Origin of the sequence: Klebsiella sp. w6, assembly GCF_033100215.1 — a bacterium.
GTDB lineage: Bacteria > Pseudomonadota > Gammaproteobacteria > Enterobacterales > Enterobacteriaceae > Klebsiella > Klebsiella variicola.
The window spans coordinates 5,508,317-5,526,293 of record NZ_CP136907.1 but is presented as its reverse complement, the minus strand read 5'-3'; the positions used below and the strand labels follow the sequence as shown (position 1 = coordinate 5,526,293).

Here is a 17,977-nt window from a genome sequence, read left to right as displayed (position 1 = left end):
CGAAACGTTTCGCTAGTGGAGCAAAAGAGAAAAAATGAAAAAAGGCACCGTACTTAACGCTGATATTTCCGCGGTCATTTCCCGCCTGGGCCACACCGATACGCTGGTGGTCTGCGATGCCGGATTACCGGTTCCCCGCAGCAGCACGCGCATTGATATGGCGCTGACTCAGGGCGTACCTTCCTTTATGCAGGTGCTGGAAGTGGTGACGACGGAAATGCAGGTTGAAGCGGCTGTTATCGCGGAAGAGATTAAAACCCATAATCCGCAGCTCCACGCGACGTTGCTCACTCACCTCGAGCAGCTGCAGCAGCACCAGGGAAATACCATTGAAATTCGTTACACCAGCCATGAGCAGTTCAAAAAACAAACCGCAGACAGTCAGGCGGTAATTCGCAGCGGGGAGTGTTCCCCGTTTGCGAATATCATTCTCTGTGCCGGCGTCACGTTCTGAGGTCGCCGCCATGGAAGCCTTATTGCAACTAAAAGGGATCGATAAAGCGTTCCCTGGCGTCAAGGCGCTCTCCGGCGCGGCGCTGAATGTCTATGCCGGTCGGGTGATGGCGCTGGTAGGGGAAAATGGCGCCGGCAAGTCCACCATGATGAAGGTGCTGACCGGGATCTACACCCGTGATGCCGGCTCTTTGCTGTGGTTAGGCAAAGAGACGACCTTTAACGGCCCCAAATCCTCCCAGGAAGCCGGGATCGGTATCATCCACCAGGAACTGAACCTGATCCCGCAATTGACGATTGCCGAGAACATCTTCCTTGGTCGCGAATTTGTTAACCGTTTTGGCAAAATCGACTGGAAGCAGATGTATGCCGAAGCCGACAAGCTGCTGGCAAAGCTGAATCTCCGCTTTAACAGCCAGAAGCTGGTGGGCGATCTGTCGATTGGCGATCAGCAAATGGTGGAGATCGCCAAAGTGCTGAGCTTTGAATCGAAAGTCATCATTATGGATGAACCGACCGATGCGCTGACCGATACCGAAACCGAATCGCTGTTCCGCGTCATCCGCGAACTGAAGTCGCAGGGGCGCGGCATCGTCTATATCTCCCACCGTATGAAAGAGATCTTCGAGATTTGCGACGACGTGACCGTCTTTCGTGACGGGCAGTTTATCGCCGAGCGCGAAGTGGCTTCGCTGGATGAGGACCGACTGATCGAGATGATGGTCGGCCGTAAGCTGGAAGATCAATATCCACATCTCGATAAGGCGCCGGGCGCGGTGCGCCTGAAGGTCGATAATCTCTGCGGCCCGGGCGTGGAAAACGTGACCTTTACCTTGCGCCAGGGGGAAATCCTGGGTGTCGCCGGGCTGATGGGCGCCGGACGGACCGAACTGATGAAAGTGCTGTACGGCGCGCTGCCGCGCAGCAGCGGCTCCGTGACGCTGGATGGCCATGAAGTGGTGACCCGCTCGCCGCAGGACGGTCTGGCGAACGGCATTGTCTATATCTCCGAAGATCGTAAGCGCGATGGCCTGGTTCTCGGGATGTCGGTAAAAGAAAACATGTCCCTGACTGCGCTGCGCTACTTCAGCCGGGCGGGCGGCAGCCTCAAACATAAAGATGAACAGCAGGCGGTCAGTGATTTCATTCGGCTGTTTAACGTCAAAACACCGTCCATGGAGCAGGCGATCGGCCTGCTTTCCGGCGGCAACCAGCAAAAGGTCGCCATTGCCCGCGGGCTGATGACCCGGCCAAAGGTGCTGATCCTTGATGAACCGACCCGCGGCGTCGACGTCGGGGCGAAGAAAGAGATCTACCAGCTCATCAATCAGTTCAAAGCCGATGGCCTGAGCATCATTCTGGTCTCCTCTGAGATGCCGGAGGTGTTGGGCATGAGCGATCGCATCATTGTGATGCATGAAGGGCATCTCGGCGGTGAATTCACACGCGAGCAGGCCACCCAGGAAGTATTGATGGCTGCCGCTGTGGGCAAGCTTAACCGTGTGAATCAGGAGTAAGAAAGATGACAACCCAGGCTGTTACTGGTCGCCGTTATTTCACGAAAGCGTGGCTGATGGAGCAAAAATCGCTGATTGCCCTGCTGGTGCTGATCGCGGTGGTATCGACCATGAGCCCCAACTTTTTTACCGTCACTAACCTGTTCAATATCCTGCAACAGACCTCCGTTAACGCCATCATGGCGGTAGGGATGACGCTGGTTATACTGACCTCGGGGATCGACCTGTCCGTCGGCTCCCTGTTGGCGCTCACCGGTGCGGTGGCAGCGTCGATTGTTGGCATTGAGGTTAATGCGCTGGTGGCGGTCGCTGCTGCCCTCGCATTGGGTGCCGCGATCGGCGCAGTCACCGGGGTGATTGTGGCGAAAGGCCGCGTGCAGGCCTTCATCGCTACCCTGGTGATGATGCTGCTGCTGCGCGGCGTGACCATGGTGTACACCAACGGCAGTCCGATCAACACCGGCTTTAGCGATAACGCCGATCTGTTTGGCTGGTTTGGCATCGGGCGTCCGCTGGGGATCCCGACGCCGGTATGGATCATGGCGATTGTCTTCCTGGCGGCCTGGTACATGCTGCACCATACTCGCCTGGGCCGTTATATTTACGCGCTGGGCGGTAATGAAGCGGCGACGCGTCTGTCCGGGATTAGCGTCAATAAAGTCAAAATTATCGTCTACGCCTTGTGCGGGATGCTGGCGTCGCTGGCCGGGATCATCGAAGTGGCGCGTCTCTCCTCCGCGCAGCCGACGGCGGGGACGGGCTATGAGCTGGACGCCATTGCGGCGGTGGTGCTCGGTGGCACCAGCCTCGCGGGCGGCAAAGGACGCATTGTCGGCACGCTGATTGGCGCGCTGATCCTTGGCTTCCTGAATAATGGTCTTAATCTTTTAGGCGTTTCTTCCTATTACCAGATGATCGTTAAAGCGGTGGTGATTTTGCTGGCGGTACTGGTAGATAACAAAAAGCAGTAACTGAGAACTCTACAGGACATCTTAACTATGAATATGAAAAAACTGGCGACCCTGGTCTCTGCTGTTGCGCTAAGTGCGACCGTCAGCGCGAACGCGATGGCCAAAGACACCATCGCTCTGGTTATCTCTACCCTGAATAACCCGTTCTTCGTGTCGCTGAAAGACGGCGCGCAAAAAGAAGCTGACAAGCTGGGCTACAACCTGGTGGTGCTGGACTCCCAGAACAACCCGGCGAAAGAGCTGGCGAACGTCCAGGATTTGACGGTGCGCGGCGCCAAGCTGCTGCTGATCAACCCCACCGACTCTGATGCCGTCGGCAACGCCGTGAAGATGGCAAACCAGGCGAAAATCCCGGTCATCACCCTTGACCGTCAGGCCACAAAAGGCGATGTCGTGAGCCACATTGCGTCTGACAACGTGCAGGGCGGAAAAATGGCTGGCGATTACATCGCGAAAAAAGTGGGTGAAAGTGCGAAAGTCATTGAGCTGCAGGGCATTGCCGGGACTTCTGCGGCGCGCGAGCGCGGCGAAGGCTTTAAACAGGCCGTGGCGGCGCACAAGTTTAACGTCCTGGCCAGCCAACCAGCCGATTTCGACCGTACCAAAGGGCTGAACGTGATGCAGAACCTGCTGACCGCGCATCCTGACGTGCAGGCGGTATTCGCGCAAAATGATGAAATGGCGCTGGGCGCCCTGCGCGCGCTGCAGACCGCAGGCAAGTCCGATGTGATGGTGGTTGGATTTGACGGCACTCCGGATGGCGAAAAAGCAGTAAACAGTGGCAAACTGGCGGCGACCGTCGCACAGTTGCCGGAGCAGATCGGCGCGAAAGGCGTTGAGACGGCTGATAAGGTACTGAAGGGCGAAAAAGTGGAAGCTAACTACCCGGTTGAGCTGAAGCTGGTCGTTAAGCAGTAAAATGCGATTCGGACTGGCAACGGTCCGAGGGACAATATAAAAAAAGAAAAGCAGGGCATGCGCCACCGGATCCCGGTGGCGCGCTTTCCCGGGAACAGAAATGATGAAAACTGCAGGCAAACTTGTCGTCCTTGGCAGTATCAATGCCGATCACATTCTTAACCTTGACGCTTTCCCGACGCCGGGCGAAACCGTCACCGGCAACCATTATCAGGTGGCTTTCGGTGGTAAAGGGGCCAACCAGGCGGTCGCCGCCGGGCGCAGCGGAGCGGATATCGCGTTTATCGCCTGCACCGGCGATGACGACATCGGTGAACGCATCCGCCGCCAGCTGGCGAGCGATAAAATCGACGTGGCGCCTGTGCGCGCAGTCGCCGGGGAAGCGACCGGCGTGGCGTTAATCTTCGTTAACGCCGAAGGTGAGAATGTCATCGGTATTCATGCCGGCGCCAATGCGGCGCTTTCCGTCTCCCAGGTTGAGGCGGAAAAGGAACGTATCGCTAGCGCACAGGCGCTGTTAATGCAGCTGGAGTCGCCGCTGGAGAGCGTGTTGGCGGCGGCGAAAATCGCCCATCACCATCAGACCACCGTGGTGCTTAATCCCGCGCCAGCGCGTGAACTGTCCGATGAACTGCTGGCGCTGGTGGATATCATTACCCCCAACGAAACCGAAGCGGAAAAGCTGACCGGTATTCGCGTTGAGAGCGACGAGGATGCGGCAAAAGCCGCCGACGTGCTGCATGCCAAAGGCATTGGTACGGTGATGATCACCCTCGGCAGCCGCGGCGTCTGGCTCAGTGCCGAAGGCGAAAGCCGTCGGATCCCGGGCTTTCGTGTGCAGGCCATTGATACTATCGCGGCCGGCGATACCTTTAACGGCGCGCTGGTAACCGCGTTGCTGGAAGGGACTTCCCTGCCGGAAGCGATCCGTTTTGCGCATGCCGCGGCGGCGATCGCCGTGACCCGCAAAGGCGCGCAGCCATCCGTGCCGTGGCGCACAGAGATTGATGAATTTTTAGCGCAACAGGGGTAATGCTTGGCTACGATGAAAGATGTGGCCCGCGTCGCGGGCGTTTCCACATCGACGGTGTCACACGTCATCAATAAGGACCGCTTTGTCAGTGAGGCGATTACCGCCAAAGTAGACGCTGCGATCAAAAGCCTCAACTACGCCCCCTCTGCGCTGGCGCGTAGCCTTAAGCTTAATCAAACCCGTACCATCGGCATGCTCATCACTGCCAGTACCAATCCGTTTTATTCGGAGCTGGTGCGGGGCGTGGAGCGCAGTTGTTTTGAGCGGGGTTATAGCCTCGTACTCTGTAATACGGAAGGTGATGAGCAGCGAATGAATCGTAATCTGGAGACGCTAATGCAAAAACGCGTCGATGGACTACTGCTGCTGTGCACGGAGACCCATCAGCCCTCTCCGGAAATTATGCAGCGCTATCCATCGGTACCGACGGTCATGATGGACTGGGCTCCCTTTGATGGCGATAGCGATCTGATTCAGGATAACTCGCTGCTTGGCGGCGATATGGCGACCCAGTATCTGATTGACCAGGGGCATTCGCGCATTGCCTGTATTGCCGGCCCGCTGGATAAAACCCCGGCGCGTCTGCGCCTTGAAGGTTACCATGCTGCGATGGCGCGCTGCGGCCTGCCGGTTGCCGACGGATACGTGGTGACCAGTGATTTTGAGTTTGGCGGCGGGTTTAGCGCGATGCAGCAGCTGCTGGCTTTGCCGCAGCGGCCGCAGGCGGTATTTGTCGGCAACGATGCCATGGCGGTTGGCGCTTATCAGGCGTTGTACCAGGCCGGTTTGCACATTCCGCAGGACATGGCGCTGGTGGGCTACGATGATATTGAGCTCGCACGCTATATGACACCGCCGTTGACCACCATTCACCAGCCAAAAGATGAGCTGGGAGAACTGGCCATCGATGTGCTGATCCATCGAATGGCCGATCCGCAGCAAAAGCAGCAACGCGTTCAGTTAACGCCGGAGCTGGTGGTTCGTGGCTCCGCTTAGCGTTTGTGCCGCTCGCTAATCAGATTACGGCCATCTTTCGCTCTTAACAGCATAAACATCAGCGCCGACACGATGGTGATCACGCCCATGGTTATAAAGGTGTAGTGAAACTGCTGTACCGTGCTGGCATTGTCAAAACCTTCATAGAAGCGCAGCACCGCAGCGCTGATGGCCACCCCGAGACTGATTGAAAGTTGCTGGGTCACCGCCAGCAGGCTGTTACCGCTGCTGGCATTGTCATCCGTCAGATCGGCCAGCGTAATGGTATTCATCGAGGTGAACTGCGTGGACATCGCCATCCCCAGCACAAACAGTGGCAGAAGAAGCATCCACAGCGGCATCTCTGGCGACTGCAGCGAGAACTGGGCAATCATGAGGCCAATAAATACCGTGATCCCCACCAGGGTCTTACGATAGCCAAACCAGCGCAGCACCTGGGTAACGGTAGATTTCGCAATAATGGAGCCGATAGCGGTAGGGGCAATCATACAGCCGGCGATAATGGCCGGATAGCCGAAGCCAACCTGCAGCATCAGCGGCATCAGAAATGGCACACAGCCGGTACCCAAACGCGTGGCAAGGTTGCCAGCAATGCCGACTGAGAAAGTATGCGTCTTAAATAAAGAGAGCGAGATAAGCGGCGCCGGATGGCGGCGCGCGTGGCGAACATAGGCCACGAGCAGTAACAGACTGACGGCAATCACGGCCAGCGCCAGCCATGTCGCCACGATTTTTTCTCCAAACAGTTCAATACCGCTGGAAAACAGTACCAGGCTTAAGCCAAATAACAGAAAACCGGTTATATCGAAGCGCCTGCGCGGCGTCGTGAAATTTGGCATGAATTTGCGGGCATACAGAATGCCAATCACCCCGATGGGAATGTTTATCAGGAAAATCCAATGCCAGCTGGCCCAGGTGACAAACACCCCGCCGAGCACCGGGCCCAGTATCGGCCCCACCAGACCTGGCATGGTCACAAAGTTCAGCACCGGAAGCAGCTCGCTGCGGGGATAGGCGCGCAGCAGCGCCAGCCTCGCCACCGGCATCATCATCGCCCCGCCGATCCCCTGAATCACCCGAAAAATGACCAGCTCCATTAATGAGCTGGAGAGCGCGCAGGCGAGAGACCCCAAAGTGAACAAGCTAACAGCGATGATAAAGACCCGGCGCGTGCCGAAGCGATCGGCCAGCCAGCCGCTGACCGGGATCAGCATCGCTACCGTCAGCGTATAGCTGATAATGGCCGACTGCATCGCTAAGGGAGAACGATTAAGACTGTGGGCAATAGCCGGGAGGGCGGTGTTAAGAATGGTGGCATCCAGCGCCTGCATAAAGAAGGCCATCGCCGCGATCCACGGCAGGCCGGCCATGCTGCGCCCTTTTTTTCTGCTCATGCCAATTCCTTGTTATTGATTTACGGGGTGAGGGGCGTTCAACAACGCCTGGCAGGCGAGCAAGGCACCTGGCGCATCACTGTTGAGAATGGCATCGACAATCGCCTGGTGGAGATCCAGCTTCACTACTTCATTTTGCGTAATCGACGTGAAGTAGGTGTGGTAGACGGAATGAAATAAAGAAGCGAATGAGCTGAGGAAAGGATTACCGCTCATTTCATAGATATGTTCATGCCAGGCCATATCGACCTCTATCCAGCGATCGCGCTGAAAATGACGTTTCAAGGCAATCATCTCTTCCATTAAAGTATTGAGCTGCGCTTTTTGTTCTGCGGTGCCGTTAGCGGCAGCGAGAAAACAGGCTTGTGGCTCCAGGCTGCTGCGCATGACGAGAAAGTGGCTCACCACTTCTTCGAAGTTATCTTCTGTTAGCCACCAGGACAGGAGTTCCTTATCAAGGAAGTTCCAGCTGCTGCGCGGCATCACCCGGGTGCCAATGCGAGGGCGGGGCAGCAACATGCCTTTTGCCGTTAGCGTCTTCACCGCTTCACGGACGGCGGTACGGCTCACACCGAACTGCTCCCCCAACTCCATCTCGCCGGGAAGAATGCTTTCCGGCTGATATTCGCCAGTCAGTATTTTTTGGGCGAGCTTCTCGGCCAGTACCCAGGAGATGTTCTTTTGTGCCGCCAGTTGCTGTGCGCTTAAAGACATAAATGCCGTTCCTTTCTTTTCTTTACTCTAACAGTATGCCACCAGGCGTCCCGTTTCGTCGGTTAAAACAGCAAAACGGCAGTTTTTTGCGACATTCCTCGCCGCATTGTTGAAAAAAGAGACGGTTGAAAAGTTTTTTTGAATTTCCCCTTGTCACCTCAGAATTACTCCCTATAATGCGCCTCCACTGACACGGAACAACGGCAAACAAGCCGCCGGGTCAGCGGGGTTCCGGTGAGAACCTCGCAGAGAAAAGCAAAAATAAATGCTTGACTCTGAAGCGGGAAAGCGTAATATGCACACCCCGCGCCGCAGCGAAAAACGAAGCGGCACTGCTCTTTAACAATTTATCAGACAATCTGTGTGGGCACTCAAAGTGACATGGATTCTTAACGTCCTCGGACGAAAAATGAATACCAAGTCTCTGAGTGAACATACGTAATTCATTACGAAGTTTAATTCACGAGCATCAAACTTAAATTGAAGAGTTTGATCATGGCTCAGATTGAACGCTGGCGGCAGGCCTAACACATGCAAGTCGAGCGGTAGCACAGAGAGCTTGCTCTCGGGTGACGAGCGGCGGACGGGTGAGTAATGTCTGGGAAACTGCCTGATGGAGGGGGATAACTACTGGAAACGGTAGCTAATACCGCATAACGTCGCAAGACCAAAGTGGGGGACCTTCGGGCCTCATGCCATCAGATGTGCCCAGATGGGATTAGCTAGTAGGTGGGGTAACGGCTCACCTAGGCGACGATCCCTAGCTGGTCTGAGAGGATGACCAGCCACACTGGAACTGAGACACGGTCCAGACTCCTACGGGAGGCAGCAGTGGGGAATATTGCACAATGGGCGCAAGCCTGATGCAGCCATGCCGCGTGTGTGAAGAAGGCCTTCGGGTTGTAAAGCACTTTCAGCGGGGAGGAAGGCGGTGAGGTTAATAACCTCATCGATTGACGTTACCCGCAGAAGAAGCACCGGCTAACTCCGTGCCAGCAGCCGCGGTAATACGGAGGGTGCAAGCGTTAATCGGAATTACTGGGCGTAAAGCGCACGCAGGCGGTCTGTCAAGTCGGATGTGAAATCCCCGGGCTCAACCTGGGAACTGCATTCGAAACTGGCAGGCTAGAGTCTTGTAGAGGGGGGTAGAATTCCAGGTGTAGCGGTGAAATGCGTAGAGATCTGGAGGAATACCGGTGGCGAAGGCGGCCCCCTGGACAAAGACTGACGCTCAGGTGCGAAAGCGTGGGGAGCAAACAGGATTAGATACCCTGGTAGTCCACGCTGTAAACGATGTCGATTTGGAGGTTGTGCCCTTGAGGCGTGGCTTCCGGAGCTAACGCGTTAAATCGACCGCCTGGGGAGTACGGCCGCAAGGTTAAAACTCAAATGAATTGACGGGGGCCCGCACAAGCGGTGGAGCATGTGGTTTAATTCGATGCAACGCGAAGAACCTTACCTGGTCTTGACATCCACAGAACTTTCCAGAGATGGATTGGTGCCTTCGGGAACTGTGAGACAGGTGCTGCATGGCTGTCGTCAGCTCGTGTTGTGAAATGTTGGGTTAAGTCCCGCAACGAGCGCAACCCTTATCCTTTGTTGCCAGCGGTTAGGCCGGGAACTCAAAGGAGACTGCCAGTGATAAACTGGAGGAAGGTGGGGATGACGTCAAGTCATCATGGCCCTTACGACCAGGGCTACACACGTGCTACAATGGCATATACAAAGAGAAGCGACCTCGCGAGAGCAAGCGGACCTCATAAAGTATGTCGTAGTCCGGATTGGAGTCTGCAACTCGACTCCATGAAGTCGGAATCGCTAGTAATCGTAGATCAGAATGCTACGGTGAATACGTTCCCGGGCCTTGTACACACCGCCCGTCACACCATGGGAGTGGGTTGCAAAAGAAGTAGGTAGCTTAACCTTCGGGAGGGCGCTTACCACTTTGTGATTCATGACTGGGGTGAAGTCGTAACAAGGTAACCGTAGGGGAACCTGCGGTTGGATCACCTCCTTACCTTAAAGAACCTGCCTTTGTAGTGCTCACACAGATTGTCTGATGAAAGTAAAGAAGCAAGGCGTCTTGCGATTGAGACTTCAGTGTCCCCTTCGTCTAGAGGCCCAGGACACCGCCCTTTCACGGCGGTAACAGGGGTTCGAATCCCCTAGGGGACGCCACTTGCTGGTTCGTGAGTGAAAGACGCGTGCCGATGTATCTCAAAACTCATCTCCGGGTGATGTTTGAGATATTTGCTCTTTAAAAATCTGGATCAAGCTGAAAATTGAAACGACACACTGTTTAAGTGTGTTCGAGTCTCTCAAATTTTCGCGACACGATGGTGTTTTACGAAACATCTTCGGGTTGTGAGGTTAAGCGACTAAGCGTACACGGTGGATGCCCTGGCAGTCAGAGGCGATGAAGGACGTGCTAATCTGCGAAAAGCGTCGGTAAGGTGATATGAACCGTTATAACCGGCGATGTCCGAATGGGGAAACCCAGTGTGATTCGTCACACTATCGTTAACTGAATACATAGGTTAACGAGGCGAACCGGGGGAACTGAAACATCTAAGTACCCCGAGGAAAAGAAATCAACCGAGATTCCCCCAGTAGCGGCGAGCGAACGGGGAGCAGCCCAGAGTCTGAATCAGCTTGTGTGTTAGTGGAACGGTCTGGAAAGTCCGACGGTACAGGGTGATAGTCCCGTACACCAAAATGCACAGGTTGTGAACTCGAAGAGTAGGGCGGGACACGTGGTATCCTGTCTGAATATGGGGGGACCATCCTCCAAGGCTAAATACTCCTGACTGACCGATAGTGAACCAGTACCGTGAGGGAAAGGCGAAAAGAACCCCGGCGAGGGGAGTGAAAAAGAACCTGAAACCGTGTACGTACAAGCAGTGGGAGCACCTTCGGGTGTGACTGCGTACCTTTTGTATAATGGGTCAGCGACTTATATTCTGTAGCAAGGTTAACCGTATAGGGGAGCCGCAGGGAAACCGAGTCTTAACTGGGCGTTAAGTTGCAGGGTATAGACCCGAAACCCGGTGATCTAGCCATGGGCAGGTTGAAGGTTGGGTAACACTAACTGGAGGACCGAACCGACTAATGTTGAAAAATTAGCGGATGACTTGTGGCTGGGGGTGAAAGGCCAATCAAACCGGGAGATAGCTGGTTCTCCCCGAAAGCTATTTAGGTAGCGCCTCGTGAACTCATCTTCGGGGGTAGAGCACTGTTTCGGCTAGGGGGTCATCCCGACTTACCAACCCGATGCAAACTACGAATACCGAAGAATGTTATCACGGGAGACACACGGCGGGTGCTAACGTCCGTCGTGAAGAGGGAAACAACCCAGACCGCCAGCTAAGGTCCCAAAGTCATGGTTAAGTGGGAAACGATGTGGGAAGGCACAGACAGCCAGGATGTTGGCTTAGAAGCAGCCATCATTTAAAGAAAGCGTAATAGCTCACTGGTCGAGTCGGCCTGCGCGGAAGATGTAACGGGGCTAAACCATGCACCGAAGCTGCGGCAGCGACACTATGTGTTGTTGGGTAGGGGAGCGTTCTGTAAGCCTGCGAAGGTGGCCTGTGAGGGTTGCTGGAGGTATCAGAAGTGCGAATGCTGACATAAGTAACGATAAAGCGGGTGAAAAGCCCGCTCGCCGGAAGACCAAGGGTTCCTGTCCAACGTTAATCGGGGCAGGGTGAGTCGACCCCTAAGGCGAGGCCGAAAGGCGTAGTCGATGGGAAACAGGTTAATATTCCTGTACTTGGTGTTACTGCGAAGGGGGGACGGAGAAGGCTATGTTAGCCGGGCGACGGTTGTCCCGGTTTAAGCATGTAGGCGGAGGTTCCAGGTAAATCCGGTACCTTTTAACGCTGAGGTGTGATGACGAGGCACTACGGTGCTGAAGTAACAAATGCCCTGCTTCCAGGAAAAGCCTCTAAGCATCAGGTAACATTAAATCGTACCCCAAACCGACACAGGTGGTCAGGTAGAGAATACCAAGGCGCTTGAGAGAACTCGGGTGAAGGAACTAGGCAAAATGGTGCCGTAACTTCGGGAGAAGGCACGCTGGTGTGTAGGTGAAGTCCCTGCGGACGGAGCTGAGACCAGTCGAAGATACCAGCTGGCTGCAACTGTTTATTAAAAACACAGCACTGTGCAAACACGAAAGTGGACGTATACGGTGTGACGCCTGCCCGGTGCCGGAAGGTTAATTGATGGGGTTATCCGTAAGGAGAAGCTCTTGATCGAAGCCCCGGTAAACGGCGGCCGTAACTATAACGGTCCTAAGGTAGCGAAATTCCTTGTCGGGTAAGTTCCGACCTGCACGAATGGCGTAATGATGGCCAGGCTGTCTCCACCCGAGACTCAGTGAAATTGAACTCGCTGTGAAGATGCAGTGTACCCGCGGCAAGACGGAAAGACCCCGTGAACCTTTACTATAGCTTGACACTGAACATTGAGCCTTGATGTGTAGGATAGGTGGGAGGCTTTGAAGCGTGGACGCCAGTCTGCGTGGAGCCAACCTTGAAATACCACCCTTTAATGTTTGATGTTCTAACGTTGGCCCCTTATCGGGGTTGCGGACAGTGTCTGGTGGGTAGTTTGACTGGGGCGGTCTCCTCCCAAAGAGTAACGGAGGAGCACGAAGGTTAGCTAATCCTGGTCGGACATCAGGAGGTTAGTGCAATGGCATAAGCTAGCTTGACTGCGAGCGTGACGGCGCGAGCAGGTGCGAAAGCAGGTCATAGTGATCCGGTGGTTCTGAATGGAAGGGCCATCGCTCAACGGATAAAAGGTACTCCGGGGATAACAGGCTGATACCGCCCAAGAGTTCATATCGACGGCGGTGTTTGGCACCTCGATGTCGGCTCATCACATCCTGGGGCTGAAGTAGGTCCCAAGGGTATGGCTGTTCGCCATTTAAAGTGGTACGCGAGCTGGGTTTAGAACGTCGTGAGACAGTTCGGTCCCTATCTGCCGTGGGCGCTGGAGAATTGAGGGGGGCTGCTCCTAGTACGAGAGGACCGGAGTGGACGCATCACTGGTGTTCGGGTTGTCATGCCAATGGCACTGCCCGGTAGCTAAATGCGGAAGAGATAAGTGCTGAAAGCATCTAAGCACGAAACTTGCCCCGAGATGAGTTCTCCCTGAGACTATAAGTCTCCTGAAGGAACGTTGAAGACGACGACGTTGATAGGCCGGGTGTGTAAGCGCAGCGATGCGTTGAGCTAACCGGTACTAATGAACCGTGAGGCTTAACCTTACAACGCCGAAGCTGTTTTGGCGGATTTGAGAGAAGATTTTCAGCGTGATACAGATTAATCGATGCGTCCGCAGGACGTGTTGAAAACAGAATTTGCCTGGCGGCGATAGCGCGGTGGTCCCACCTGACCCCATGCCGAACTCAGAAGTGAAACGCCGTAGCGCCGATGGTAGTGTGGGGTCTCCCCATGTGAGAGTAGGGAACTGCCAGGCATCAAACAAAGCAGAAAGCTCAGTCGAAAGACTGAGCTTTTTGTTTTTGCGTTTTAACAAGAACCCCGTCCCGAAAGGTGCGGGGTTTTTTGCTGTGTGGGGTATATCTCCCCGGTGGCGCTGCGCTTACCGGGGCTACGGATTCGCACCCGCCCTGCACGACCTGTAGCCCGGACAAGGTGCGCAGCACCGCCTCCGGGGAGGCCCCTGTCTGCCGATGCCATTCATTAACGTCTGTGTTAAGAAGCAACCCTACCGATAAACTGCTAATGCCTGTCTAACCAATTCGCAATAAATGTCGCGATCTGTTGAATATCATTTAAATCCAACTGCGGAAGCGAGGTCGCGATGGGCATATCGCTGGCCACGGCGATGGTATGTTCATCAATTATCAGCTCTTCTACACGATGGCCGCTGTTTTGCCGAAAAAGTAGGATCTTCGGCACGGGTTCATGTTTGAACCCCTCCACTAAAACCAGGTCCAGTTTGCTGGCATCCATTCGACTGACAAGCCACGTGAGATCTAATTCCGGCGTCTCTGGCGTCTCCGTCATCAACGCCCAGCGCTGTTCGCTGGCGACAATGGTCTGCGCAGCGCCCGCCTTACGTAATTCATAGCTATCTTTGCCGGGTTTATCGACGTCCATATCATGATGGGTATGTTTTATGAGCCCGGGACGCAGACCTCTGACGCAAAGCTCAGGGATAAGACGCTTTAATAATGTTGTTTTTCCGGTACCGCTCCATGCGGCGATCGCCAGTAATGGGGTCATGATGGCTCCTGCATCTGCTGCAAATCTTCAAGCGTATTTACATTGATGAACGCTGATTTCACATCGCTGAAATTCACCGGGCGCCCACCCACTTGTCGCATAAAGACCATCACCCTGCGCTCTCCATGAGCCAGATAAGCCTCCAGTTCCGGAATGATTTGACGATGAACTAATGCAACGGCGGGATGATCCCGTTCGCCGTCATGGGCCCAAACGACCGGCGCGGCCCCTCTCTGCTGGATAAAGCGCTCCACCAAAAAGGACGGAATGAACGGCGTGTCGCAGGGGCAAAAAACAAACCATGGGCTCGCGACCTGCTGCATCACAGCAAGCATTCCGGCCAGCGGCCCCTGATAACCCTTCTGTATGTCTCGAAAGACCGGATATCCGCTGGCACGCCACTGTTCAAGATGACGATTGGCGCTAATGACTAACTCATCTACCTGCGGGGCTAATGTCTCCGCGACGTGACGCCAGAGAGGGCGACCATTTAGCGCCTGTAATCCTTTATCAATGCCGCCCATTCGCGTGGCTTTGCCGCCTGCCAGCACGACGCCGGTTATCGCCTCGCTTTGCATCTGAATATCGCCTCTTTCATTGTGGGATTGACCCTGTTAACTTGTCCCTATCAAGAGTAAGGAGCATGACCATGAAATGTAAACGTCTGAATGAAGTAATTGAACTCCTCCAGCCTGCCTGGCAGAAAGAGCCTGAACTGAATCTGATGCAATTTTTGCAGAAACTGGCGAAAGAGGCTGGCTATGATGGCGAACTGAGCGATCTTTCCGACGATATTCTGATCTATCACCTGAAGATGCGTGACTCTTCTAAAGATGCTGTCATTCCTGGTATTCAGAAGGATTATGAAGAGGACTTTAAAACCGCGCTGCTGCGCGCCCGCGGGGTAATAAAAGAGTAAAAGGTTGTAAGCGCTGCCGCGTAAAGTGCAATGAGATGATATCCTGAACTATTCGTACGATTATCGGAAGTCAGGATGCACGATAAGGCTTTTACTTTTCAGACGCTTCGCCCGGATACCATTATCGATGGGTTATTCGATCTGGGTATGCGGGTGGACTCCGGTCTCACCCCGCTAAACAGCTATGAGAACCGCGTTTATCAGTTCCAGGACGAAGAGCGCCATCGCTATGTGGTAAAGTTCTATCGTCCTGAGCGCTGGTCCGCAGAACAGATCCTTGAAGAACACCAGTTTGCGCTTCAGCTTGTAGAAGATGAAGTGCCCGTTGCTGCGCCGCTCTTCTTTAACGACAGCACGCTTCATCAGCATCAGGGATTCTACTTTGCCGTTTTCCCAAGCCTTGGCGGTCGTCAGTTCGAAGCGGATAACCTTGATCAGATGGAATGGGTTGGCCGCTATCTGGGGCGCCTGCACCAGACGGGCCGCAAACAGCGCTTTACTGCCCGCCCGGAAATTGGCGTCCAGGAGTACCTGCTGGAACCGCGCCAGGTGTTTGAACAGGCGACGCTGATCCCCTCTGGCCTGAAGGCCGATTTCCTGAAGGCGACCGATAAACTCATTGCTGCCGTCATGGAGCAATGGCACGGCCGCGGGAACACGTTGCGCCTGCACGGTGACTGCCATGCCGGTAATATCCTCTGGCGCGACGGACCACTGTTTGTCGACTTAGACGATGCGCGAACCGGCCCGGCGATTCAGGATCTGTGGATGCTGCTCAACGGTGATAAGGCTGAACAGCGTATGCAACTGGAGACCATTGTCGAGGCCTATGAGGAATTCAGCCCCTTTAACAGCGATGAAATCGCGCTAATTGAACCTTTACGCGCTATGCGACTGGTTTATTATCTGGCGTGGTTGCTCAGACGCTGGGACGATCCCGCTTTCCCGGTCAATTTCCCCTGGTTAACCGGGGAGGATTACTGGCGGGGGCAGACGTCGACTTTTCTTGAGCAGGTGAAGGTTCTACAGGAACCCCCGCTTCAGTTAACGCCAATGTATTAATGTGATATATCCAGGAGAGAGTAAATCATGAAAAAAGTTTGGCTGGCGCTGGCTGGTATGATTCTGGCTTTTAGTGCATCCGCTGCCCAGATCACCGATGGCAAGCAGTACATCACCCTTGATAAGCCGATTGCTGGCGAGCCGCAGGTGCTCGAGTTCTTCTCATTCTACTGCCCGCACTGCTACCAGTTTGAAGAAGTGCTGCATGTTTCTGACAATGTGCGTCAGAAACTGCCGGAAGGCACCAAAATGACCAAATACCACGTTGAGTTCCTGGGCCCTCTGGGCAAGGATCTGACGCAGGCGTGGGCGGTGGCCATCGCGCTGGGTGTTGAAGATAAAATTACTGCGCCGATGTTCGAAGCCGTGCAGAAAACCCAGACCGTGCAGAGCGTGGCTGACATTCGTAAAGTGTTTGTCAACGCTGGCGTGAAAGGGGAAGACTACGATGCCGCATGGAATAGCTTCGTGGTGAAATCTCTGGTCGCTCAGCAAGAGAAAGCGGCAGCCGATCTGCAGCTGCAGGGGGTACCGGCTATGTATGTTAATGGTAAATACCAGCTGAACCCGCAGGGGATGGACACCAGCAATATGGATGTCTTCGTCGCTCAGTATGCGGATACCGTGAAGCAACTGGTAGAGAAGAAATAAAAAAAACGCCGGTCACTGACCGGCGTTACCTTAGCTGTTCTGGCAGTGACTACCTTTCTTTGTCCCGCATGATGTCAGTCAACTGACGGTCTTTCTCTTCCCATAGCCCATTGAGCCAGCGCTGGAAGCCGCGCTTAAAGTTCTTATCGTTAACGTAATCGCCGTGCAGCTCTTCACCAATAGGAACCAGATTGATACGTACTACAATGCGCGTCAGGCGGCCGCTTAACATATCGTAAAACGGCTTTGTATTATTCTCCGGGTAGCACAGCGTGACATTCAGTAGTTTATCGAACTGCGAACCGAGCACGTTTAACGCCATGGCGATACCTGCCGCTTTAGGCGGTAGCAGGTTATCGTAAGGCGAGCGCGTCTCGTGCTTTTTGGCTTCGGTAAAACGCGAGCCTTCCACAAAATTGACGATAGTCGTCGGATGCGCGCGAAATTTTTCACATGAACGGCGGGTGGTTTCGACATCTTTACCGCGGCGTTCCGGGTGTCTAATAAGGTAACTGCGTGAATAGCGGCGCATAAAGGGCATATCCAACGCCCAGCAGGCGAGGCCGATGAAGGGTACCCACGCCAGCTGTTGTTTAAGGAAGTACTTATTCATCGGAATATGCTTGCGGAACAGCACGCATAGCACCACGATATCTGCCCAGCTATGATGGTTACTGATCAGCAGATACCAGTTCTTTTTATTTAAGCCTTCCAGACCCTCGACGTCCCATTTAAGCCAGGGATTGAGATGCAACAGCAGCGCCAGCCCTTCGCACCAGCAATACATCATAAAATTGCAAAAAACAGATATAGAGCGCCATACCGCTGGAATGGGGACCAGCAGTTTAATCAGCCCGGCGACGATGATCGGTACAGAGCAGATAATGGTGACTAAGATGGTTAAGGCGATACTCAGCGGAAGTGTTATCGCAGCGAGTAATCTCGACATAGTTAGTTTATTCAGAAAGTTAGGCTGACAAAGAGCGCCTTTAAGCTGCGCAAGGGGCTGATTTTACCAGAAAACGCGGCAAATGACGGGTCTTACGAGAACAGAAAAAAACAAGGATCTTCTATCCACATGGAACATTGGGT

The 17,977-nt window shown here is 54.4% G+C and carries 14 protein-coding genes, 1 tRNA gene and 3 rRNA genes; 13 read left to right on the top strand and 5 right to left on the bottom strand.

Annotation, left to right across the window (positions count from 1 at the left end; all coding sequences use genetic code 11):
- Positions 1-34 precede the first annotated feature (34 nt).
- The 6 genes from rbsD to rbsR all read left to right on the top strand — a co-directional run bounded on the left by rbsD (position 35) and on the right by rbsR (position 5,888).
- On the top strand, positions 35-454 hold the full coding sequence (rbsD, locus tag R0140_RS26845; protein ID WP_002882527.1) for a D-ribose pyranase: 420 nt from the start codon (positions 35-37) through the stop codon (positions 452-454).
- A 10-nt stretch (positions 455-464) separates the two neighbouring features.
- Entirely contained in the window at positions 465-1,970 is a 1,506-nt protein-coding gene (rbsA, locus tag R0140_RS26840; protein ID WP_012543297.1) for a ribose ABC transporter ATP-binding protein RbsA, read from the top strand.
- A gap of 5 nt (positions 1,971-1,975) precedes the next feature.
- Positions 1,976-2,941, top strand: a complete 966-nt coding sequence (gene rbsC / locus R0140_RS26835; protein WP_048268358.1) for a ribose ABC transporter permease — start codon at positions 1,976-1,978, stop codon at positions 2,939-2,941.
- A gap of 27 nt (positions 2,942-2,968) precedes the next feature.
- Positions 2,969-3,859, top strand: coding sequence for a ribose ABC transporter substrate-binding protein RbsB (rbsB, locus tag R0140_RS26830; protein WP_012969238.1), 891 nt, complete (start codon positions 2,969-2,971; stop codon positions 3,857-3,859).
- Positions 3,860-3,959: 100 nt separating this feature from the next.
- A complete protein-coding gene (rbsK, locus tag R0140_RS26825; RefSeq protein ID WP_023340863.1) occupies positions 3,960-4,892 on the top strand; it encodes a ribokinase in 933 nt (310 codons plus the stop codon).
- Between the two features lie 3 nt (positions 4,893-4,895).
- The gene (gene rbsR / locus R0140_RS26820; protein ID WP_012543295.1) at positions 4,896-5,888 is read left to right on the top strand and encodes a ribose operon transcriptional repressor RbsR; all 993 of its coding nucleotides are present in this window, start codon (positions 4,896-4,898) and stop codon (positions 5,886-5,888) included.
- On the opposite strand, the gene mdtD is transcribed toward rbsR, so the two are convergent.
- Together mdtD and R0140_RS26810 are read right to left on the bottom strand one after the other, a co-directional pair.
- On the bottom strand, positions 5,885-7,282 hold the full coding sequence (gene mdtD / locus R0140_RS26815; protein WP_008806705.1) for a multidrug transporter subunit MdtD: 1,398 nt from the start codon (positions 7,280-7,282) through the stop codon (positions 5,885-5,887). The two genes, rbsR and mdtD, sit on opposite strands and share 4 nt — an antisense overlap.
- Positions 7,283-7,294: 12 nt before the next feature.
- A complete protein-coding gene (locus R0140_RS26810; protein ID WP_008806704.1) occupies positions 7,295-7,996 on the bottom strand; it encodes a FadR/GntR family transcriptional regulator in 702 nt (233 codons plus the stop codon).
- A gap of 477 nt (positions 7,997-8,473) precedes the next feature.
- On the opposite strand from R0140_RS26810, the gene R0140_RS26805 reads away from it, so the two are divergent.
- The 4 genes from R0140_RS26805 (at position 8,474) to rrf (ending at position 13,480) form a co-directional block, all read left to right on the top strand.
- Positions 8,474-10,013, top strand: a 16S ribosomal RNA gene (locus R0140_RS26805).
- Positions 10,014-10,098: 85 nt separating this feature from the next.
- Positions 10,099-10,174, top strand: a tRNA-Glu gene (locus R0140_RS26800).
- Between the two features lie 190 nt (positions 10,175-10,364).
- A 23S ribosomal RNA gene (locus R0140_RS26795) occupies positions 10,365-13,268 on the top strand.
- Between the two features lie 96 nt (positions 13,269-13,364).
- Positions 13,365-13,480, top strand: a 5S ribosomal RNA gene (gene rrf / locus R0140_RS26790).
- Together the 16S, 23S and 5S rRNA genes with 1 tRNA gene alongside form the textbook arrangement of a ribosomal RNA operon.
- Positions 13,481-13,746: 266 nt before the next feature.
- On the opposite strand, the gene mobB is transcribed toward rrf, so the two are convergent.
- Both mobB and mobA read right to left on the bottom strand, forming a co-directional pair.
- Positions 13,747-14,253 (bottom strand): molybdopterin-guanine dinucleotide biosynthesis protein MobB, encoded by a 507-nt coding sequence (mobB, locus tag R0140_RS26785; protein WP_044650426.1) that lies wholly within the window; start codon positions 14,251-14,253, stop codon positions 13,747-13,749.
- The gene (gene mobA / locus R0140_RS26780; protein ID WP_032741506.1) at positions 14,250-14,831 is read right to left on the bottom strand and encodes a molybdenum cofactor guanylyltransferase MobA; all 582 of its coding nucleotides are present in this window, start codon (positions 14,829-14,831) and stop codon (positions 14,250-14,252) included. Before mobA ends, mobB begins: the two co-directional genes overlap by 4 nt.
- 71 nt (positions 14,832-14,902) lie before the next feature.
- On the opposite strand from mobA, the gene R0140_RS26775 reads away from it, so the two are divergent.
- From R0140_RS26775 to dsbA, 3 genes are all read left to right on the top strand, one after another.
- The gene (locus R0140_RS26775; protein WP_002882612.1) at positions 14,903-15,172 is read left to right on the top strand and encodes a YihD family protein; all 270 of its coding nucleotides are present in this window, start codon (positions 14,903-14,905) and stop codon (positions 15,170-15,172) included.
- 75 nt (positions 15,173-15,247) lie between these two features.
- Positions 15,248-16,234, top strand: coding sequence for a serine/threonine protein kinase (locus R0140_RS26770; protein WP_008807918.1), 987 nt, complete (start codon positions 15,248-15,250; stop codon positions 16,232-16,234).
- Between the two features lie 27 nt (positions 16,235-16,261).
- Positions 16,262-16,885, top strand: coding sequence for a thiol:disulfide interchange protein DsbA (gene dsbA / locus R0140_RS26765; protein WP_022065755.1), 624 nt, complete (start codon positions 16,262-16,264; stop codon positions 16,883-16,885).
- Positions 16,886-16,934: 49 nt separating this feature from the next.
- Here dsbA and R0140_RS26760 read toward each other — a convergent pair whose 3' ends face one another.
- Positions 16,935-17,834 carry an acyltransferase gene (locus tag R0140_RS26760; protein ID WP_008807916.1) on the bottom strand — a complete coding sequence of 300 codons (900 nt, stop codon included), beginning with the start codon at positions 17,832-17,834 and terminating at the stop codon, positions 16,935-16,937.
- Positions 17,835-17,977: the final 143 nt, after the last annotated feature.